Genomic DNA, 20632 nt, shown 5'->3' on the forward strand with positions numbered 1-20632 from the left:
GAACAAGCCAACCCGAAAAGTCAAGCACCCCGCCGGATTAACACCCAAAACGTTAATCACACCCCGACACGCAAGACCGGAGAACACCTCACCACGGATTTAAGACCCACGTTTTGACCCTTAACCCGGAATCGCAGCCATTACAACCAACGAAGGGGTTCATTTGGCAGGGAAGAAAGACAAGTCGCTCATCTACTGGAACATGAACTACAAGGGCAAGCTGCGTCGAACGTGGGTCATGCTTCCCATCTGCATCATCGTCGGTATAATCGCACCGTTCTACACGGCCAACCAGTATGGCAGCGTCATGCTCGGCATTGTGTTCGACGTCGTTCTCGCGGTGGTCTGGGTGCTACAGCTGCTCTACAACATGAAGAAGGCGAAGAGCGAGGCCGAACAGAACGAACGCATCGCCGCACAGCAGAACTTCCAGACGCCGCAGGGAGCACCGGCGCAGGGCGGATTCGCCACCCCGAACGCGCCGAGCACTCCGAACGGCCCGAACGCCTACGCCCAGAACCCGTACGGCCAAGCCGCCACGAACGCCCAGACGAACCAGCAGTACGTTCCTCCGATGCCGGCCAACGTCCAGCAGAACCAGCCCGCATACCCCGGTCAGCCGTATCCGCAGCAGAATGTCCAGCAGCCGTACGCCGGGCAGAACGTCCAGCCCGGTCAGCAATCTCCCTACACCGGACAGGCCGCCTCTCCCTACGACACTCAGCAGCAATCGCCGTACGATCGTCAGTAGGAATCAGCAGGAATGCGGCGCAACCGCTTTCTTCCGTCGTTCATGACGACCTGTCGTTCATAACAACATCGTGGATTGCGCCACGTTTGGGTCAAAACGCATCGTAATCCATCGTTATTCACTGAATTCCGATGGATTACGTGCGAGATTCGACGATTTGCGCCGTCGTCCATCATCAACACGATATCGATACCACGCAATCCTTGCAATCATGCGGTTTTCATAATCGATACGACAATATGACGATGGACAACGCGCGATTTTTCATAATATGCGGCGTCGTCCATTGAAAAACCGGCCATGACGATGGACGACGTCGCATTTTCGGCGATTTGCGCCGTCGTCCTTTGGATTGCCCATCATCGGGTTGCTACTCGCCAGACCGTCACACCATAGTCACACCGTCGCTCCGCATATCGTCATATCACCCTCGCATACATCACACCCATCCAGCGAAAGCACCGAAATCCACCATGACATTCGACCAGCCTCCGATATCATCGCCGCGCCCATCACCGACGCCGATGAATCCGATGCAGCCTCCCGTCAACCGTCCGCAGTCTCCGACCCCACCAACGCAACCGGCCTCGTACCAAGTGCCGGCCCAAGCCCCACAAACCCCAGCCCAAACCTCACCAATACCGGGCCAGACCCCATACCCGACGCACCAACCCCCGACCCCGGCATGGCGGCCCACCATGTGGACCGGCACCGACCAGGTCCGTGCCGACGCCGAGAAAGACGCCAAAAACGCGGAGCTGCACATGGCGTGGTTCTATACCAAGTTCGCCCTGTTCTGCTGGGTGTTCGCCATCGGCGGCCTCTATTTCCAGCTGGACGAATACGGCGGCAGAATCGCCTTCGACACCATCCTGCCGGTGCTGCTGTTCGGTATTCCGGCGGCCATCACCACCGTCGTCGCCACCGTGTCGTTCCGCCGATGGCATGTCCTGCGCCACGACAACAACCCCTACGATGGCCTCATCGGCGTATACGGCAAGGATATTGCCTACGCCGTGGGCAATGACCCGGACGAATCGCTGGAAATGCCGCATTACGATCAGGACAACGACCCCGATCATCTTGAAATCCGCTACGTATTGTTTACTCCGACGGCCGACGCGACGGTACGATTCCCCGTCTTCATCCCTATCGACCTGTGGCGGCGATGCGTCAAACCCCAGCCCACGAATCGCAACGAGCCCGGTCGCACCGGCCTCGACAAGGACATCAGCGACAGACTCGACCAGATGGAGGCGGCGGGAAAGATCTCGTCGTCCTTCCGCGAGACCCTCGCCGCGACCCTCGACAACGAGAGCCGTCATACCGCCTATATCGTGCTTCATGTGACGCACGGGCAGGCCACGATTGCCGACATCGACCCCATCAGTACGTTCGAGCAGCGCGCGGAATTCGACGAGAAGGGCGCGGTCAAATGCGTCGGCAGCGGCAGATACGACGACGATGCGAAAGCCATCATCGTCGGACGGCCGGTGAACGACCACGATCTCCTGCTCGCCTCGCGCTGACGACGACCGGCCAGCGGGCCGACGAAGACGCACGGCCCACGTCACCGCACCGCGGCAATCACCCCGCGAACCGCCGCACCCGGTCAGTACGCGCCGGCGATGGCCTGGTCGAGGTCGGCGATGAGATCGTCGACGTCCTCAAGGCCGATCGAGAGGCGAATCATGTTGTCGGTGACGCCGGCGGCGCGACGCGCCTCGGCCGGCACCTCGCGGTGGGTGATGTGCGCCGGGTCCACGATCAGCGAGCGCGCGTCGCCGATGTTCGGCACGTAGGAGAAGAGTCGCGTGCCGTCGATGATGCGTCGCACGTTGTCGGGACTGCCGTCGACGATGAACGACATGATCTGGCCGACGCCGTTGGGGAAGTATTTGCGGACGAGCTCGTACTGCGGCGTGGTGCCGAGTCCGGAGTAGTTGACTTTCGTCACGTGCGGATTATGCGTGAGGTGTTCGGCGATGCGCATGGCCGTGGCGACCTGCTGCGAGACGCGCTGCGGCAGCGTTTCCAAACCCACGAGCGACAGGTACGCGTTGAACGGGCTTTGCACGGCACCGAATGTGCGCAGGTATTTGATGCGGATGCGTTTGATGAACGCGGCCGAACCGTATTTTTCGGCGAAGCTGTGCCATTCGCCGGCGCGATCGTCGCTGATGACCTGCTGCCGCATGGTGAACTGCGGGAATCGTCCGTTCGCCCAGTCGAAATGACCGCCGTCGACGATGATGCCGCCGATGGCGTTGCCGTGCCCGGTGATGCCTTTGGTGGTGGAGTGCACGACGATGTCGGCGCCGAATTCGATGGGCCGCAGCAGGTAGGGCGTCGGCACGGTGTTGTCGACGATCACCGCGATGCCGTGCCTGTGCGCGAGCGCAGCCAACGGTTCGACGTCGAGGACCTCCGTCGAGGGGTTGGCGACGGTTTCGGCGAAGATGGCGCGTGTGTCGGGGCCGATCTTCGATGCGACCTCGTCGAGGTCGTTGATCTCCTTCACGAAGTCGGCATGGATGCCGAACTGTGGGAGGAAGTCGCCGAGCGCGTCGACGCTGGCGCCGTACAGGTCGGTGGGCGCGATGATGCGGCCGCCGCCTTCGCCGGCGCACATGAGCGCGTATGTGACGGCAGCCATGCCCGAGCCGACGGCGACGGCGCCGATGCCGCCTTCGAGGGCGGCGATGCGGCGTTCGAGCGCGTCGACGGTGGGGTTGGCGACGCGCGAGTATTCGAATCCGTCGAGTTCGCCGGCCGCGAGCGCGTCGCCACGCAACGCGTCGCCGAGGTTGAATGCCGCGGATGCGTAGATCGGCGGCACGGCGGCGTGATCATGTTCGTCGTTCGGCTCGTATCCGGCGTGAATGGCCTGCGTTCTAAAACTCGTCATGACTTCTTCTCGACGTCTCCGTATTCGTTGCTGCAACGTTCGTGTTGTGGCCATACACTGTGCACTATGGTGAACATGACCGAACACAGTATAAGCACGACAGGCCAGACCGCAGAAGGCGGGACGCCGGCCGCGTCCGCGCCGGGCACCGCCGCGTCCCTGACCGCCGCGTCCCCGGCCACCCAAGCCGCCCAGACCAACCCGGCTGCCCAGACCGCGTATTTCGCCGGCGGCTGCTTCTGGGGACTGGAACGGTATTTCCAGGAGGTCGACGGCGTGACGGCCACGACGGTCGGCTACGCGCAGTCGCGCGTGCCCGACCCGACGTATGAGCAGGTGTGCTCCGGCGAGACGGATGCTGCCGAAACGGTTCGCGTAGGGTTCGACTCGTCGCGGGTGACGTTGCGTACGCTGAGCCTGCTGTTTCTGGAGGTCATCGACCCGTTCTCCGTCGACAGGCAGGGCAACGATACGGGCCGGCAGTACCGGACCGGCATGTTCTTTACGGACCCGACGCAACAGGCGGTGTATATCGCGGCAATCGAGCAGCTTATCGACCGTATTCCGCAGCGTCCGGCCGTGCTCATCGAGCCGTTGCGGAATTTCTACCCGGCCGAGGAGCATCATCAGGATTATCTGGAGAAGAACCCGGGCGGATACTGCCATATTCCGTTGAGGAAGATCCGCAACGTGCGACGGCGGCAGAAATACGTCGACCGCATCTGGGACCTGACGTTAGAGCAGTTCGCGGTCACGCAGCACGCGGCCACGGAGCGGCCGTTCGTCAACGAATACGACCATACGTTCGAGCCGGGCATTTACGTCGATGTCGTCAGTGGGGAGCCGCTGTTCTCGTCGGCCGACAAGTTCGATTCCGGTTGTGGCTGGCCGGCGTTCTCGAAGCCGATCCGGGCCGATCTGGTCACGGAGCATGAGGATGACCGCGTGCCGGGTCGGCCTCGTATCGAAATCCGCACGGCCGAGACGCAAATTCATCTGGGGCACGTGTTCGATGACGGGCCGGCCGAATTGGGCGGGCACCGGTACTGCATGAATTCCGCCGCGCTGCGGTTCGTGCCGTTGGAGCGGATGGAAGAGGAAGGGTATGGGGAGTATATTCCCCTGCTATAGTTCACGAATCGCGAGATAGGGTCCAAAAACCGGTGGTTTTTGGCCCTATCTCGCGATTCGTGAACTGTTTACTTACTTAATAAACTCCAAAAAACCGTCAACCTGAGCACTCAGCTTCTTGCGGTCCTCATCGGAGAGGCCCAGTTCGCCGGTGCCCCAGGCTTCGGGGGCCAGCGTGACGCCGAGCTGGTCGTCCAGCAGTTCGGCCTTGCCGAAACCGAGCAGCTCGGTGAGCTTGCCGCGGGTGCCGGCGCCGGCGGACTGGCCGGCGACGGAGCTCAGCGCGATCTTCTTGCCGGCGAGCACGGAGGCGGATTCGGCCGGGAACGGCTCCAGCGGGCGGGACAGCCAGTCGAGCAGGTTCTTCAGCACGCCCGGGTAGCTGTAGTTGTACTCCGGGGAGAAGATCCACACGCCGTCGGCGAGCACGACCTCGCGGCGCACGGCGGACACGGCGTCGGGGGCCGGGTATTCGTCGTCCTGGCTGAAGAACGGGACGTTGGTGTAGTCGAGGAATTCGACTTCGGCACGGTCGCCGATGAGCTTCTTGGCTTCCTCGGCGAGCTGCTTGTTGAAGCCGTTCTTGTGCAGAGAACCGACGATGAACAGAATCTTGGCCATGGTTCCTCCCATATACCTATAAATATCTGAATCGGACATATAACGTTTCAAATTCATTGTCGCGCATGGTCTGCACATGATTTGCCCTGAGAGAATCGCCGGCGTCAAGCGTTGGAATATCAACGAAACGTATTTTCGACTGTATTATTTAAGCGATACAGTTTGTCGCATCGACCAGCTTGGAATCGAGGACCGCAATGACGTTCGCCATAGACCGCAACAGCCCCACACCGGTATTCAATCAGATTTACGTGCAGTTCGAGGGTCTGATTCGCTCCGGGCTTATGGAGGCGGGCTCGCCGTTGCCGTCCATCCGCCAGCTTGCGCAGAGCCTCGATGTTTCCGCGAATTCGGTGAAGCACGCGTATGAGGATCTGGAGGCGAACGGGCTGATCGTCACGAGTCCGGGCCGCAAGGCGCGCGTGGCCGAGCAGTCGCGGCTGGCATGCGACGTGCTGGCGGCCATCCAGTGCCTTGTCATGGCCGCGCACAAGCACAACGCCGACCTCGCCGCCACGCAGAACGTGCTGAGCACCGTCTGGGAGATGGAACCGGAGGAGGATTAAGCCGAAAACGCGAGTTGTGGGTGTTGCCCCGACGGACTTCGATGACGGCCGCGTTTCATTACGTTCAGAAATCGTTGCAATTTCAACGAATGCAGCATCGATGCCAGTTGCACTCGGCGGCACTATGCAATATCAAACACCCACAATTCGCGGTTTCTGGCTGGTCCACTAGACTTGGGGCACAGAAAGACGTTGCCGTGCGACGACCACGCACGAAAAGAACACCCGCGTAAGGAGACCAGCCCATGCTGCTTAGTGACCATGACATTCTCGCCGCCCACGAGAACGGCAATATATCGCTTGACCCGTGGACCCCGGAGATGGTGCAGCCGGCGTCGGTGGACGTGAGGCTCGACCGCTTCTTCCGCGTGTTCAACAGTCACAAGTACACGTACGTGGATCCGGCCGAGAACCAAGGGGACCTGACCGAGCAGTTCGAGGTGCCGGCGGACGAGCCGTGGATTCTGCATCCGGGCGAGTTCATCCTCGGTTCCACGTGGGAGTACGTCAAGCTGGACGCCTCGATCGCGGCCCGTCTTGAGGGCAAGAGCTCGCTGGGCCGCCTCGGCATCCTCACGCATTCGACCGCCGGATTCATCGACCCCGGCTTCGAGGGCCATATCACGCTGGAGCTTTCGAATGTAAGCACGCTTCCCGTGAAACTGTGGCCGGGCATGAAAATCGGCCAGATGTGCTTCTTCTCGCTGAGCTCCCCCGCCGACAACCCGTACGGCTCCGGCAAGCTCGGCTCGCACTATCAGGGCCAGCGCGGCCCGACGCCGAGCCGGTCCTACATCAACTTCTACCGCGCGGACGTGAACGACTGAACGGTGGGTTGAAGCGTAGCCGGGTCCGGTCCTCACCACCCGGCTTCCAGCTTCGCCGGGAGCTCCCTCCAGAGGGGCTTATTTTTTGCCGTCGCTATTTCTCGCCGTCGCTATTTTCATCGTTGTTATTTTTCATCGTAGGGCGAGGCTCGCCAGAACAGTTGGGGCTTGAGCAGCCGGTGCCAGCGTTCGTCGGCCGTCACCTGCTGGCCGGCGAGGATGTCGCAGGTCATACGCAACAGCTCCTTGGCCACCACGTCGAGCGGCTGCTGGATCGACGGGAACGAGAACGCCTTCGCGATGGCGGAATTGTCGAATCCCGTGACCAGCACCGGGCGCGACAGGATGTTCACATTGGGGTTGCCGTCGATCACGGAGTGCTTGACGATATGGCTGATGCTGGACAGCGCGCCGACCGCGAGATTGTCGGACGGGCAGACGATGGCGTCGAGCCCCGGATGCCGCGTGTAGAGTTCGGCCGCGGCCTCCTCCCCGGCGCGCATGGCCTCGACGGTGCCGATGGCCCATGATTCCAGCGGCTCACCTTCATACATGCCGTTGATGATGAGGCCGGCCTCGTCGAGCGCGTCACGCCAGCCGGAATACCGGTTGATGGCGGTGCCCGTGCCGGTGTTCCAGCCGATGTAGCCGATGCGCCGGCGTCCGGCGTCGATCAGCCGGTGCGTCATCTCCTTGATGGCGCTGTAGCCGTCCACGTCTACCCACGGTATCTTCGCGGCGGTCTCCTCGTCGATGTTCCACGGCCGCCCGAACAGCACGAACGGCTGCTTGTGCTCCATGAGCCATTGCGGACGGGTGTCGCCCACCTCAAGCTCATTGAGGATGATCATGTCGACGTCGGACTGCTCCATCAGGCTTTCGATGTGCTTGAGCTCGCTCTCCTCATCGATGCGCGGATACAGCATGATCTGCTTGCCGTCGTTGTTGGCTTCGGCGGCAAGCATGTGCAGGAACGCGTCGAAGATCGGCGACGGCGCACGGTGGGCGCCGGCCGAGATGCCGACAGCCACGACGTCCGACCGGCCGGAACGCAGACGCCGGGCCGAGGCGTTCGGCTTGTACCCCAGCTCCTTGATGGCCTCCTGGATCTTGGCGCGGGTGGCCTCGGAGACGATGTCGGGGGAATTGATGGCGTTCGATACCGTTTGGTGCGAGACCCCCGCCCTGCGCGCCACATCGCGGATGCTGACCATACGTTCACCTCTTGTTTCGTTATCGACGGTTATAGAAACCGTTACACACCGCTCTGATTATCCCATAGCATGTGAACGTTCTAGACGTGTTGCCGCAACATCCAACAAACTCACACGTGGCGTCGTGCCGCCGATTCCGTCATCCTGAGCGAAGCCGCTTGCGGCGGAGTCGAAGGATCCTGGGATGGCGAGGTGGAAGATCCTTCGACTCCGGGCGTCGCCCTCCGCTCAGGATGACACAAAATAGAACATGACGGATTCGTCCTCCGCTCAGGATGACACAGAAGAACATAACGGCGCCACCAAATGACACGAGACAGAGCACGATTGCTCCGCGCGGCGGCTCCTGCGGAACGCAGCGCGTCTACCGCCGGGCTAAGGTACGGAGGACGAGCTTGTAGAGTTCGCTGCCAACGAGCACGAATGCGGCGAGGCCGAGGCATTCGAGCCACTGATGCGGGTCGAGCGGCGTAGTGCCGAAGGCCGTGTTCAGCACCGGCACGTAGATGACCACAAGCTGCAGCACCACCGACAGGGCGATCGCGCCCCAGAGCCACCTGTTGGCGAACATGCCCTTGAACGCGGTCTGTGTGGCCGAACGGGCGGCGAGCGCGTTGAACAGCTGCGCGAACACGAGGATGGTGAAGCCCATGGTGCGTGCCATCACGATCTGCTCGTCGTGCGTGGCACCCATGGCGGAATCGTCGGTGAGCAGACCACCGGGCAGGTACAGGTCCATGCCGATGAGCGTCACGACGGCCATGAGCAGGCCGACGACGATCACATCACTCCACATGCGGGCATCGATGACCCGGTCGCCGGGCTTGCGCGGCTTGCGGTTCATCACGTTCTCGATGGAGGGGTCGACGCCCATGGCCATGGCGGGCGCGGCGTCGGTGAGCAGGTTGATCCACAGCAGCTGCACGGCGAGCAGCGGCACGGTCACGCTTTCCGCGCCGGGTTCGCTGATGCCGAGGAAGCCGGCGAGCAGCACGCCGCCGAACACAGTGAGCACCTCGCCCATATTGGAACTGAGCAGATACCGCAGGAACTTGCGGATGTTGTCGAAGATGGACCGGCCTTCGCGCACGGCGGCCACGATGGTGGCGAAGTTGTCGTCGGTCAGGATCATCTTGGCGGATTCCTTGGTCACTTCGGTGCCGGTGATGCCCATGGCCACGCCGATGTCGGCGGATTTGACGGCGGGGGCGTCGTTCACGCCGTCGCCGGTCATCGCCACGATCTCGCCTTGGGATTGCAGGGCGTCGACGATCTTCATCTTGTGTTCGGGCGCGACGCGCGCGTACACGGAAACGTCGCGCACGGCCTCGCTGAATTCTCGGTCGTCGAGCCGGTCGAGTTCGTCGCCGGTCAACGCCCTGCCGTTGTCGTCGATGATGCCGAGATCCTTGGCGATGCGTGCCGCGGTGAGCGGATGGTCGCCGGTGATCATGACGGTGCGTACGCCGGCCGAATGCGCCTCGGCCACGGCGTCGCGCACTTCGGTGCGCGGCGGGTCGATGATGCCGACCATGCCGGCCCAGATCATGTCGCGTTCGATGACATCTGCCTGGTCGGCGATGTCGACGGCGAGCGCGCCGGAATCGTCGAGTCGCACACCGTCGATGGCTTCGAGGGAGGTCACGCCCAACGGGCGATACGCCTCGCCGAGCGTGCGATACGCCTCGCCGGAGAGCCGTTCGACGTCGGCGAGGATGCGATGCCGGTCATCGTCGGTCAGGGGTCGTACTTCACCGCCGACAGCGATGCGGTCGCAGTAGCGGAGCAGCACGTCGGGCGCGCCCTTGGCGAAGGCGGTCAACAGACCGTCGGACGCCGCGTCTGTCGTGATGACGGTCATGCGTTTGCGATCCGAGGTGAAGGGGATTTCGGCTAGGCGGGTGGGGAGATCCTTCGGCTCGCTGCGCTCGCTCAGGATGACAGAAGTAGCGGGCTCGCTCGTACCGGTAGAAGTAGAGGGCACATCGGCACTGGCAGAGCCCGTACCATGGTCATGCTGAGCGGAGGACGAAGTCCGCAGCCGAAGCATCTTCCGCTCCCCCACAATCAGCGCGACCTCGGTGGGGTCGCCGACGATGCTGCCGTCGTCGTTCAGCTGCCCGTCGTTGGCGATGGCGCCGATGCGCAGCACGGCCGCCGCCTCGTCGAACCGCACGTCATCGTCATCAGCCGAAATTACCCGTCCGTCCGTATCGGTCACGTCGCCGACCGGGTCGTATCCGGTGCCGGTGAGCAGCACCTCCCCCGATGCCGTGACCACACGCTGCACGGTCATCTCGTTGCGCGTCAGCGTGCCGGTTTTGTCGGAGCAGATTACGGAGGCCGAGCCGAGCGTCTCCACCGAGGAGAGCTTCTTCACGATGGCGTGGTGTTTGGCCATGCGTTGCACGCCGAGTGCGAGCACCACGGTGAGGATGGCGGCCAGGCCTTCGGGCACGGCGGCCACGGCCAGCGACACGGCCAGCAGCAACGATTCGATGATGTCCTGCGTGGAGTTGAACCCGTAGACGACGGCAAGCAGCACGAGCACCAGCACGGCGATGGCGCACACCGCCAGACCGAGCACCTTGGAGACGAACGCGATCTCCTTCTGCAGCGGCGTCGGCTCCTCCTTCTGTTCGGAGAGCATTCCGGCGATCCTGCCCACCTGGGTGTTCATGCCGGTGGCGGTCACGATGAACCGTCCGGTGCCCTGCGTCACCGATGTGCCGTTGAACACCATGTTCGTGCGGTCGCCCAACGCCGCCGTGTTTTCCAGCACGCCCGCGTTCTTGGTCACAGGCACGGATTCGCCGGTCAACGACGCCTCGGCCACGTGGAGTGCGGCGGCCGAGAACAGCCGGCCATCGGCGGCCACGGTGTCTCCTTCGGCAAGCATCACCACGTCGCCCGGCACCACGTCGGCAGTCGGCACGGATACGGCCACGCCGTCCCGCAATACCGTGGCATGAGCGGCCGCCATGCGCGACAACGCCGCCACTGCCTGCTCGGCCTTGGCCTCCTGCGCATAGCCAAGCACGGCGTTCACAATAAGAATCAATACGATGACGATGCAGTCGAACGGGAGCTTCTCCGCCTCGGCGGGATCGCTCGCACGTTCGATGAACCATGCGACCAGCGAAATCGCCGTGGCCGCCAACAGCAGGTATACGAGCGGATCGTTGAACTGCGCCAAAAACTTCCGCCACTTGGGAACGGGAGGGGCGCCCGCGAGTTCGTTCGGCCCGAATGCCGCCAATCGACGGGCGGCTTCGTCGGAGTCGAGACCCCGTTCGACATCGGTGTACAGTGCGACGGCCACGTCGTCAATGGTCGCCAGCGAGGGGTCGTCGGGCACGTTGAAACCGGCATTGCCTCCGGCCGCGATGTCGTTTGCCGCCGGCCCGTCGGCCGGTCGTTTGGTTGTCATGATCTCGGTCATGATATCCCCTTTGGGTTCCGCCGCAGAGTAGTCAATCCCCCGAAAGCGAGACCATCGTCGGGCCGTCGCCGCTATTGCCGGCGGGTCCGTCGCCGTCCGTCTCGCAGGACTGTGCGGATACCTTCCCCACGCCATACTTCATGCGTGGTTATCGGTATTGTATCGGTCGACGACATTCAACACGACTGACAGTTTTGCAGATTCCGTCGTTTTGCCGATCTACGCGACGTCCGTCACACGTCACGTGAAGCGATCGACCCACGCATCCCGCAACCATACCCCCGAGCAATACGACAACCCGCCGAATCCTGTTTATTGCGCCGCCGCCCCGTCCTGCGGATAATCGAAATCACGGCGCCAACAACGGCGTTGACGCCGGCCAAAATCCCCGCGAATCCAACAGAAAACCCTACGGAACACCTTGTGGGACAATGGAATCTATGGCTATCAAGAAAGGACCGACCAAGGGGTCGGGCGGAAAACATCGTAATAAACTGCGCGGGCACGGCCCCACTCCCAAGGCCGAGGACCGCGTATACCACAAGGCATACAAGGCCAAGCAGGCGGCGAACCGTCGCAAAATGGCCGATCCGCGCCTGGCGGCCAAGCGCCGCGTGGCGAAGTTCACGTCGGATTCCGACGATATGGTCATCGGCCGCAACGCCGTGCTTGAGGCGCTGCGCGTGAACGTGCCGGCCAAGGAACTGTATCTGGCCGCACGCATCGAACACGACGACCGTACACGCGAGATCGTGCGCCTCGCCACGGCGAACGGCCTGCATCTCATGGAGGCCGACCGTCTCGAGATGGACCGCATCGCACGCTCGTCCAACCATCAGGGCGTGGTGCTCAAGGTGCAGCCGTACCAGTACTCCTCGCTGCTCGATCTGGCCGACCGCGCCGACAAGAAGTCCAAGGCCATGGAGGCCGCCGGCCCGGAGGCGCAGATGAAGGCGCGTCCGCTGTTCATCGCGCTCGACGGCGTGACCGACCCGCAGAACCTCGGCGCCGTCATCCGTTCGGCCGCCGCGTTCGGCGCCAACGGCGTGATCCTGCCGGAACGTCGTTCCGCCTCGGTGACGGCCGCCGCATGGAAGGTCTCCGCCGGAGCCGCCGCGCATCTGCCGGTCGCGCGCGTGGTGAACCTCACCAAGGCCATCGAAAGCCTCAAGGAGCGCGGCTACTATGCCGTCGGCCTTGACGGCGGCGGCGACGCGCTGGTCGGCGAGACCGGATTCGAGACCGATCCGCTCGTCGTGGTGCTCGGTTCGGAGGGCAAGGGCCTGAGCCGTCTCGTGCGCGAGACGTGCGACTCCATCGCCGGCATCCCGATGAGTTCGATGGTCGAATCGCTCAACGCCTCCGTGGCCGCCGGCATCAGCCTCTACGCCGTGGCCCGCGCCCGTCGCGAGGCCGTGTCGAAGTAACGGCCGGACGACGCATCGGTACAACGAACAGGAACCGAGCGGCACCCCCCGGTTCCTGTTCGTCACGGATGCTACGACAAACAGGAACCTCACGACACCCACGGTTCCGTTCCGTCGCGACTGTTGCAACCCACAGGAACCGTGCGTCGGCTTCGGTTCCGGTTCGTCGTACATCACGCGACGAACGGGAACCGAGCGGCACCCCCCGGTTCCTGTTCGTCGCATGTTCCAAACGGATGGGAACCGTACGCCGCTCAATCACCCACTAGTGGGCCCACACAGCGGCATCGGGGTCGTCGTCGATCGCATCACCGTATCCGTCGTCGCCATCGCCGTACGCCGCCTCATCGTCGATCACGCCCGCATCGGCGTCGGCGTTGATGGCGTCCATCGCCTTGGCGTCGAGCTTGTACTGGGGCAGCACGTTGTCGATATAGCTGTTCACGGCCTCCGCCATCGGCACGTCGTGGCCGACGTTTTCGGCGAGATACCAACGATGGTCGAGAATCTCGTGGAAGAACTGCGCCGGCTCGATCTGCGAACGGTATTCCTTCGGAATCATCCGCACGGTCGGCTCGAACACCTCGCGCATCCAATCGGTCGCCACAATCTCCAGATCCTCGCCCTGCCGCCACGTGGACGTGCGGTAGGCGTCCAGATCGTTGAGCAGTCGACGCGCCTGGTTCTCCTGCACGTCGAGTCCCGTAAGACGCAGCAGTTTGCGTGACGCATAGCCGGCGTCGACCACACGCGGCCGCACACGCACGCGGTTGCCGTCCTCCGACGTGTTCATCTCCAGTTCGTCCACGTCGAATCCCAGCTGATTGAGCCTGTTCACACGCTTCTCGATCTTCCACATTTCGTCGGGACTGAAGCTTTCGACGTCGGTCAACGCACTCCACAACGAATGGTAGCGTTCGACGAGCCGGTTGCCGACCTCAATCTCGTCCACATCATCGGGCAGCAACTTGCCGGAACTCAGATCCATAAGTTCGCCGATGATATTCGTCCGCGCCAGATCGATGTCGTATTCGCGCTGGCCTTCCGTCAGCGCGGGGTAGAGTTCGCCGGTCTCGGCGTCCACGAGCACGGCGGCGAAACAGTCGGCGTCGCGCAGGAACAGCACGTTCGACAGTGAGACATCACCCCAATAGAATCCGACGAGATGCAGCCGCACCAACAGCACGGCGAGCGCGTCGATGAGCCGGTCGGCGGTGTCTTCGCGTAGATTGCGCGCGAACAGGGCGCGATACGGCAACGAGAATTTGAGATGCTGGGTGACGAGCATCGCCTCGAGCGGCTTGCCGTCGCGGTCGTGGCGGCCGGTGACGACGGCGATGGGCTTGACGGATGGCACGTCGATTTTCTCAAGCTGCCGCAGCAGCTCGTATTCGCGCTGCGCCACCGACTGCGTGATCTCCTTCATCGCGTAGACGTCGTTGCCGACGCGCACGAACCGCACAACGTGGCGGGAGATGCCGCGCGGCAGGTTGGCGAGCAGGTCGTCGGGCCATTGCGAGAGCGGCTTGTGCCATGGCAGCGTGAACATCTTCGGGTTCGAGCTGGCCGCGGTGATCTTCAGCGCCTTGGGCTGCGTTGCCCTCGGGCCGCCTACGGCCCCGTCCGTGGCCTTCACCGATGTGGCCTGTACGAGTCTGGGATCCAATTCCACGTTTTCCATAGCAACCAACTTACCTAATCCGTATGATTACCACCGTATGATCGCCGGTCATCAATCACCAGGGCGATTACGAAATACAACCAACGGGAACCGTACGGCGTGCACGGTTCCCGTTGGTTGCGTAGTACCACCGGATGGGAACCGGAGAAACGGCACGGTTCCCGTTGGTCATGGGCACCACAACAAACAGGAATCGAGGAACGGATACGGTTCCCGTGCGTCGCATAACACCAACGGGAGGGAACCGGAGAAACGGCACGGTTCCCATCCGTTGCCTCGTCACATAGGGACGCCCCGCGACCGATGGCGGCCACGGGGCGCATTCGTCGGACGACCCGACCTGTTTGTCAGTTCAGACGGTCTTCGGTGCTCGGGGAGAACAGGTGCATCTTCTCGGGATCGATCTTGATGCGCACGGTCTCGCCGACCTTCGGCAGTTTGCGCGGATTCACGCGGATGGTGGTCATCTTGTCCTGGTCGCCCATGACGGTGGTGGCCTGCTCGGCCACGGATCCGTCGGTCACGATGTTGCCGTAGATGTAGCCGTCGGAGCCGAGGTCCTCGACGTTCACGACGTGCAGCTGGAACGCGTTGGCGTCCTCCGGGGTCGCGAGGTCGGCGTCCTCCGGACGGAAGCCGACGACAATCTTGCCGTCGTCCTCCGGGGTGAGCTTCTCGACGATGTCCTTGGGCAGGTCGACGGTGTCGTCGCCGATCTTGGCCTGGCCGTTGACGACCGGGTGCACGTTGATGTTCATGGACGGCGAGCCGATGAAGCCGGCGACGAACACGTTGGCCGGACGGTCATACAGTTCGGTCGGGGCGCCGACCTGCTGCAGCTTGCCGGCCTTGATGACGGCGATGCGGTGGCCCATGGTCAGTGCCTCGGTCTGGTCGTGGGTCACGTACAGCGTGGTGACGCCGAGGGTGCGCTGCAGGTTGGCGATCTGCGTACGGGTCTGCACGCGGAGCTTGGCGTCGAGGTTGGACAGCGGCTCGTCCATGAGGAAGACCTTCGGCTTGCGCACGATGGCGCGGCCCATGGCCACACGCTGGCGCTGGCCGCCGGAGAGGGCCTTCGGCTTGCGGTCGAGGAACTCGGTGAGGTCGAGGATCTTGGCCGCCTCCCTGACGCGCTTGTCGATCTCCTCCTTCGGGGTGCCGGCGATCTTCAGGGCGAAGCCCATGTTGTCGGCGACGGTCATGTGCGGGTACAACGCGTAGTTCTGGAAGACCATGGCGATGTCGCGGTCCTTCGGCTGCATGTTGGTGACGTCCTTATCACCGATGAAGATCTTGCCCTTGTTGACCTCCTCGAGGCCGGCGAGCATGCGGAGCGTGGTGGACTTGCCGCAGCCGGACGGTCCGACGAGCACGAGGAACTCGCCGTCCTTGATATCGAGGTTGAGGTCGTCGACCGAGGGCTTGTCGTTGCCCGGGTAGACGCGGGTGACATGGTTGAATACCACTTCTGCCATGGTAATCGATTCCTTTCAGAGGCAGGTACGTGCCTCACGATCCGTTGTAAAAGGGAGTTGTTGATTATTGTGTTCAATTATTCCGTCATTGGATTAACGTTCCCGCATCCCGACTCCGGGTTGCCGAGTCTGTCGCACCGCCAACAGCGTTGTTTGTGGTCGAGGAAATCACTCTCCTGTGAGCCAATGCCCAATATACACCATTCGACGAAAAAAGAAACCGGTTTCAAAGAATTGTTCGATTTTTCGAAACACCTACGAAACCACGAAACGTCCGCCTGCCGCCGCATGGCCCGATGCAGGCGTCAGTCGGCCGGAGCCTCCGCCGCGGCGCCACCTGACTTCGGACGATGCTTCGCCCACCGGCTGCCGTAATCCCCCTCGGAAATGACACGGACCCCCTCATGCACCAATTCGCACAAGCGACGCCAATCGTCACGAATCTCACGGAAGTTGTCTTTCACGTCGGTCTTGAACCCGCCGAAGAACTCCCGCAGCAACGGCAGCAGCTCGTTCATGTCCTCGGGCACCTCGTCGCCGTTGTCCTTGACATCCTGTGCGAGACGGTCGATGCGGCTACGCATCGCATCGGCGTCCTCCGGGTCGATCTTGAGGCCGGCGACCACCGACTGGCGAATCGTCTCGTAGTCGAGGTTCGCGAAGAACGTCAACTGCTGCAAGGCCATGAACCGTTTGAGTTCAGGATGGTTCCGCTCCACGTATTCCGCGCGGTCGTCCGCAGCCTTCATCCAGTCGCGGTACAGTTCCGGACTCAACGACGCGGTGATGGAGCCGCGGCGCATCCGGTAGTGGTACAGCGTCTCCGGGATGCGCACGACGCGCGTGGCCTCGCCCAGCACGTTGCAGATGCGCGCCATGTCCTCGATCTTGCGGCCCACGGGGAACGAGAAATCCTGGTCGCGGTAGATGCGGCCAGCGGCCATGAACGCCCAGAAATACCCACCGATTTCGGACTTCACCTGCTCCTTGATGGCATCCTGCGGGGTGAGCACCTGCACGTCGTCGAACTCGTTATGCCGATACGACGACTTCAACGGCCGACCGGTCTCGGATATGGTGTCGAACTTGAACATGACGACGTCGGCATCGTATTCGCGGGCCGTGGCGAGGCAGCGTTCGACGAGGTTCGTCTCGATGGCGTCGTCGGAGTCGACGAAATAGATGTAGTCGCCGTGCGATTCGGAGAGCGCCGCGTTCCGTGCGTCGGAAAGGCCGCCATTGGTCTTGTGGATCACGCGGATGCGGTCGTCCTTCGCCGCCCACGCGTCGCACATGGCCGGGCAGTTGTCGGGTGAGCCGTCGTCGACGAGCAGAATCTCGAGATTCCGATACGTCTGCGCGACGATGCCCTCCACGCATTCGTCGAGGAACTGCTCGACCTTATATACCGGCACGATCACCGAGACAAGCGGGCCGTCGACCATACTTCACCTCCGCAAGACCACGATTCCCTCCCCATGGTACCCGGACCGATTGGCACGATTGCGAAGACGATGGAAAGGTCTAACTCCATGTTCTGGGGTGTTCAACAGCCATATCCGGAGTATCGGCGCAGCAAAGACAATGGTTCATACTGCCGATATCGCCCAATAAAGCCCCAGAACTCTAAGATAGCTGTTCCAGGAACGCCGGAATCGCCCCAGAAGTCAAAGATTGCCCATGTATACCCACATATATGAGGCGTCCGGCCGCCCGGAACCCGTCGAGCGGGGCGCAACAGCCCCGAACATCGCGCAAAACTTGCGTAATGAAGTGACGTGGCCCACACCACGAATCGAACATACGTGCCACAATGGGCGGCATGAGTGATTTGACTGCGCTGAATCTGGAACCGGGTAGCCTCGTCGGCGGATACACGCTGATCTCCCGCCTCGGCGGGGGCGCCATGGGCTCCGTATGGCGGGTCAAGGACGACGGCGGCAACATCTACGCCATGAAGATCCTGCGTGATTCGTTGAACGACGACGGGGACGACGCCGCGAACGACGGGCCGGCCGTCGGCGGCAAGGACAACGCGGCCACCGCCCGCGAGCGCCTGCGTCGCGAGGCCGCGGCGCTGCGACGGGTGAACCATCCCGGCGTCTGCCAGATCGCGGACATGGAATTGGACGATTCGGTGGCGTTCATCGTGACCGAGCTCATCGAGGGCAAGAACCTGCGCGTCGACGTGTCGGAGAACGGCCGGTATGAGGCCGACGACCTGGTGAGGCTGACGCGCAAGCTCATCGACGCGGTGCGTGCGGTGCATCATGCGGGAATCATCCACCGCGACATCAAGCCGACGAACGTGATGATCTCGCGTACGGGGCCGGTACTGGTGGATTTCGGCATCGCCATGGGCGAGGGCGAGAGCCATGTGACCCGCACCGGCCTGGTGATGGGCACGCCGGGGTTCATCGCGCCGGAGATCATCGATGGGGCCGAGTCGGACGAGCAGACGGACTGGTGGAGCACGGCGGCGGTGCTGGCGTTCGCGGCCACGGGACGGCCGGTGTTCGGCACGAGCCCGATGATGGCGGTGCTGGAGCGCGCGGCGACCGGCCACGCGAATCTTGCGGGATTGCCGCAGCGCACGACCGCGGCGTTCCGCAGTGCGCTCGACCCCAAGAGGGAGAACCGGTGCACGCCCGAGGAGCTGCTGCAGGTCATCGAGCAGGACGCGTTGGCGCCGGAACTGTGGCGCGGCGCGGTTGCCGGCGCCGGCACGGCCGGAACCGGACTGATCGGGGAGGCGAAACCGCTGGCAAGACCGCTCGCCGGCACGGGCGCGGCCGCGCCGCCGTCGGAGCCGGGCGGAACGACGGGAGATGGGGTGGTGCGCCCTTTTGGAAGAAGCTCTTCCCAGGCCGTTGACCGGACAGATGCCGGGCCCGGATCGAACGCGGACCCGGACCATCGTCCCGAGGACCCCGAGAATCCACGATCCATGTGGCGCGGATTGGATGAACGCCGCGCCGCCACCACACAGCTGATCGACGTCTCCACGCCGACGAGCGCCGCCGGCAACCCGCTGGACAAGCCGGTGGCGCTCGCCGGGCAGACCCGAGGCGTGCCCGTAGCGCCGCGGATGGCGGGAAACGTGGCGGGGGCCGAGACGTCGGCCATTGCCGCGCCATCAAACCTCGCCATGCCGTCACTGCATGCGCCGACCTTGGCCGCGGACGCAGCCGAAGCGGCCGCCACGCAGGCCATCACGACGGCGTCGGCCGGTCCGACCGGCACCGCGATGCTACCGAACATCCCATACGCCACCCATGCCCGGCACCGCGCCCCGCAGTCGTCACCGCGGCAGGCGATGCCACAACGCGTTCCCACGGAACCAGCCGCCGAGCCGGCCTCCGCCGCGCAGGACCCTGACGCACAGGCTACACAAACCCTGGCGCCACCGCCTTCGCCGAACGACATCGAGGCGACGCAGACGCTGAATCCCCCGGTCGCCGCCGGACCCGCTCCCGAACCGGACCAGCAGGCCACGCAGACCCTGGCGGCCCCGGCCATCCGTCCGCTCGGCAACGCCCAGCAGACGCGCATACTCTCCGGCGTCACCGACCACGCCACCGCCGAACCCGCCGCCGGCCGTGTTGTGGAATCCCAGCCGGCCCCCGCCCGGCCCGCCTCGTTCCCGCAGCCGGAGGCCGACGCCACGAGCATCCTGCCGCCTTCGGGATCCATCCCCCGGGTGAGCAGCTCCGCCCCAACCACGGCGCCCCTGCCCGAACCGGAGGACGCGGCCTCCGACGACTTTCCCCCGGAACCAGCGCCGCCGGCAACCCCTCCGGCCCAGCCGGTGAACCCGGACGCCTACGTACCCGCCATGACCAGCTGGTACATGCAGCGCGGCCACACCCTCCTGTGCCTGCTGGCCGTGCCGCTGTGCCTGTTCGCCGCCAGCAAGCCCGCCGGCAGCCTCATCATCTCGACCGTCGTCCTGTGGCTGTTCACGGCCGCCGGCCTCTCCCGCCAGTCGCAGCTCATCCGCGAGGCCCGGCGCGGAGGACTGCGCAAAGGCACCGACAGCGCGCTCATCATCGCCTCCCTGCCATGGCATCTCGTCAAGGGCCTGGTGCTGAACCTCGCCCCCACGGCACTGATGATCGCCCTGTTCACTGCCCTGACCGCCGTCCTGTCGCTGGCGCTCGGCCTTCCCGACGCCACCGGCGACATCAGTCTCCTCGGCCTGACCATCCCCATCCCCCTGCTCGCCGGCAAACCGTTCTCGGCGTCGGGCATGATGCTCGCGGTATGCATGGCGGCCGGCTGGTTCACCGCCGCACTCGGCCCGTACTCCCGATTCGCGCGCATCGGCGCCGGCCATCTGCGCGGATCGTACGGAGCCCCGTTCGTCATCGCCTCCCCCGTCAACCCCGTCAACCCCGCCGACGCCGACCAGTACGACGACCGGTACGACGAGACGGATCCCGCCCAGGCCGCCCAACGCCGCCAATGGACGCTCACCATACTGTGGACCATCCTCATCCTCGCCGGCATCGCCCTGCTCATCGCCGGCGACAGCGTGGACTGGTCCCCCATCACCCTGGCCAACTAGCAAGGCGGCCAGCAGACCC

Annotated in this window: 14 protein-coding genes; 7 read left to right on the plus strand and 7 right to left on the minus strand. The window is 63.6% G+C overall.

The genetic code is table 11. The features are described 5' to 3' along the window. The first annotated feature begins 163 nt into the window (after positions 1 to 163). The gene (locus KIH77_RS07835) at positions 164 to 751 is read left to right on the plus strand and encodes a hypothetical protein (protein WP_219100721.1); all 588 of its coding nucleotides are present in this window, start codon (positions 164 to 166) and stop codon (positions 749 to 751) included. Positions 752 to 1449: 698 nt separating this feature from the next. After that, positions 1450 to 2280, plus strand: coding sequence for a hypothetical protein (locus KIH77_RS07840; protein ID WP_219100723.1), 831 nt, complete (start codon positions 1450 to 1452; stop codon positions 2278 to 2280). A gap of 83 nt (positions 2281 to 2363) precedes the next feature. On the opposite strand, the gene KIH77_RS07845 is transcribed toward KIH77_RS07840, so the two are convergent. Beyond that, positions 2364 to 3659, minus strand: coding sequence for an O-acetylhomoserine aminocarboxypropyltransferase/cysteine synthase family protein (locus KIH77_RS07845; protein ID WP_219100725.1), 1296 nt, complete (start codon positions 3657 to 3659; stop codon positions 2364 to 2366). A 66-nt stretch (positions 3660 to 3725) separates the two neighbouring features. Between KIH77_RS07845 and msrB the strand changes: the two genes are divergently transcribed. Further along, positions 3726 to 4790, plus strand: coding sequence for a peptide-methionine (R)-S-oxide reductase MsrB (msrB, locus tag KIH77_RS07850; RefSeq protein ID WP_236024572.1), 1065 nt, complete (start codon positions 3726 to 3728; stop codon positions 4788 to 4790). A 72-nt stretch (positions 4791 to 4862) separates the two neighbouring features. Here the strand turns inward: msrB and KIH77_RS07855 are convergent, their stop codons facing one another. Continuing rightward, positions 4863 to 5411 (minus strand): NADPH-dependent FMN reductase, encoded by a 549-nt coding sequence (locus KIH77_RS07855; RefSeq protein ID WP_219100727.1) that lies wholly within the window; start codon positions 5409 to 5411, stop codon positions 4863 to 4865. Positions 5412 to 5608: 197 nt separating this feature from the next. Between KIH77_RS07855 and KIH77_RS07860 the strand changes: the two genes are divergently transcribed. Further along, positions 5609 to 5977, plus strand: a complete 369-nt coding sequence (locus tag KIH77_RS07860) for a GntR family transcriptional regulator (protein ID WP_219100729.1) — start codon at positions 5609 to 5611, stop codon at positions 5975 to 5977. A gap of 245 nt (positions 5978 to 6222) precedes the next feature. Continuing rightward, the gene (gene dcd, locus KIH77_RS07865; protein ID WP_100510334.1) at positions 6223 to 6804 is read left to right on the plus strand and encodes a dCTP deaminase; all 582 of its coding nucleotides are present in this window, start codon (positions 6223 to 6225) and stop codon (positions 6802 to 6804) included. Positions 6805 to 6929: 125 nt separating this feature from the next. On the opposite strand, the gene KIH77_RS07870 is transcribed toward dcd, so the two are convergent. Both KIH77_RS07870 and KIH77_RS07875 read right to left on the minus strand, forming a co-directional pair. Beyond that, a complete protein-coding gene (locus KIH77_RS07870) occupies positions 6930 to 8018 on the minus strand; it encodes a LacI family DNA-binding transcriptional regulator (protein ID WP_219100731.1) in 1089 nt (362 codons plus the stop codon). Positions 8019 to 8382: 364 nt separating this feature from the next. Next, positions 8383 to 11460, minus strand: coding sequence for a cation-translocating P-type ATPase (locus KIH77_RS07875; RefSeq protein WP_219100733.1), 3078 nt, complete (start codon positions 11458 to 11460; stop codon positions 8383 to 8385). Positions 11461 to 11900: 440 nt separating this feature from the next. Here KIH77_RS07875 and rlmB point away from each other — a divergent pair, with 440 nt between their 5' ends. After that, positions 11901 to 12887: a 23S rRNA (guanosine(2251)-2'-O)-methyltransferase RlmB gene (rlmB, locus tag KIH77_RS07880; protein WP_219100735.1), complete on the plus strand. Its 987-nt coding sequence runs from the start codon at positions 11901 to 11903 to the stop codon at positions 12885 to 12887. Between the two features lie 265 nt (positions 12888 to 13152). Here rlmB and KIH77_RS07885 read toward each other — a convergent pair whose 3' ends face one another. The 3 genes from KIH77_RS07885 to KIH77_RS07895 form a co-directional block, all read right to left on the minus strand. Continuing rightward, the gene (locus KIH77_RS07885; RefSeq protein ID WP_219100737.1) at positions 13153 to 14568 is read right to left on the minus strand and encodes a DUF4032 domain-containing protein; all 1416 of its coding nucleotides are present in this window, start codon (positions 14566 to 14568) and stop codon (positions 13153 to 13155) included. Positions 14569 to 14915: 347 nt separating this feature from the next. Then, on the minus strand, positions 14916 to 16046 hold the full coding sequence (locus KIH77_RS07890; protein WP_219100739.1) for an ABC transporter ATP-binding protein: 1131 nt from the start codon (positions 16044 to 16046) through the stop codon (positions 14916 to 14918). 305 nt (positions 16047 to 16351) lie between these two features. Next, positions 16352 to 17491 carry a glycosyltransferase family 2 protein gene (locus tag KIH77_RS07895; protein ID WP_219100741.1) on the minus strand — a complete coding sequence of 380 codons (1140 nt, stop codon included), beginning with the start codon at positions 17489 to 17491 and terminating at the stop codon, positions 16352 to 16354. A gap of 368 nt (positions 17492 to 17859) precedes the next feature. On the opposite strand from KIH77_RS07895, the gene KIH77_RS10670 reads away from it, so the two are divergent. Next, on the plus strand, positions 17860 to 20613 hold the full coding sequence (locus KIH77_RS10670) for a serine/threonine-protein kinase (protein ID WP_443623253.1): 2754 nt from the start codon (positions 17860 to 17862) through the stop codon (positions 20611 to 20613). Positions 20614 to 20632 lie beyond the last annotated feature (19 nt).

Origin of the sequence: Bifidobacterium pluvialisilvae (assembly GCF_019331695.1) — a bacterium.
GTDB lineage: Bacteria > Actinomycetota > Actinomycetes > Actinomycetales > Bifidobacteriaceae > Galliscardovia > Galliscardovia pluvialisilvae.

What these genes read in the sequence shown, in the direction of transcription:
- KIH77_RS07840 (WP_219100723.1), top strand. Translation starts at nt 1,450, where the DNA reads ATGTGGACCGGCACCGACCAGGTCCGTGCCGACGCCGAGAAAGACGCC.
- KIH77_RS07845 (WP_219100725.1), bottom strand. Translation starts at nt 3,659, where the DNA reads ATGACGAGTTTTAGAACGCAGGCCATTCACGCCGGATACGAGCCGAAC.
- msrB (WP_236024572.1), top strand. Translation starts at nt 3,726, where the DNA reads ATGGTGAACATGACCGAACACAGTATAAGCACGACAGGCCAGACCGCA.
- KIH77_RS07855 (WP_219100727.1), bottom strand. Translation starts at nt 5,411, where the DNA reads ATGGCCAAGATTCTGTTCATCGTCGGTTCTCTGCACAAGAACGGCTTC.
- KIH77_RS07860 (WP_219100729.1), top strand. Translation starts at nt 5,609, where the DNA reads ATGACGTTCGCCATAGACCGCAACAGCCCCACACCGGTATTCAATCAG.
- dcd (WP_100510334.1), top strand. Translation starts at nt 6,223, where the DNA reads ATGCTGCTTAGTGACCATGACATTCTCGCCGCCCACGAGAACGGCAAT.
- KIH77_RS07870 (WP_219100731.1), bottom strand. Translation starts at nt 8,018, where the DNA reads ATGGTCAGCATCCGCGATGTGGCGCGCAGGGCGGGGGTCTCGCACCAA.
- KIH77_RS07875 (WP_219100733.1), bottom strand. Translation starts at nt 11,460, where the DNA reads ATGACCGAGATCATGACAACCAAACGACCGGCCGACGGGCCGGCGGCA.
- rlmB (WP_219100735.1), top strand. Translation starts at nt 11,901, where the DNA reads ATGGCTATCAAGAAAGGACCGACCAAGGGGTCGGGCGGAAAACATCGT.
- KIH77_RS07885 (WP_219100737.1), bottom strand. Translation starts at nt 14,568, where the DNA reads ATGGAAAACGTGGAATTGGATCCCAGACTCGTACAGGCCACATCGGTG.
- KIH77_RS07890 (WP_219100739.1), bottom strand. Translation starts at nt 16,046, where the DNA reads ATGGCAGAAGTGGTATTCAACCATGTCACCCGCGTCTACCCGGGCAAC.
- KIH77_RS07895 (WP_219100741.1), bottom strand. Translation starts at nt 17,491, where the DNA reads ATGGTCGACGGCCCGCTTGTCTCGGTGATCGTGCCGGTATATAAGGTC.
- KIH77_RS10670 (WP_443623253.1), top strand. Translation starts at nt 17,860, where the DNA reads ATGGGCGGCATGAGTGATTTGACTGCGCTGAATCTGGAACCGGGTAGC.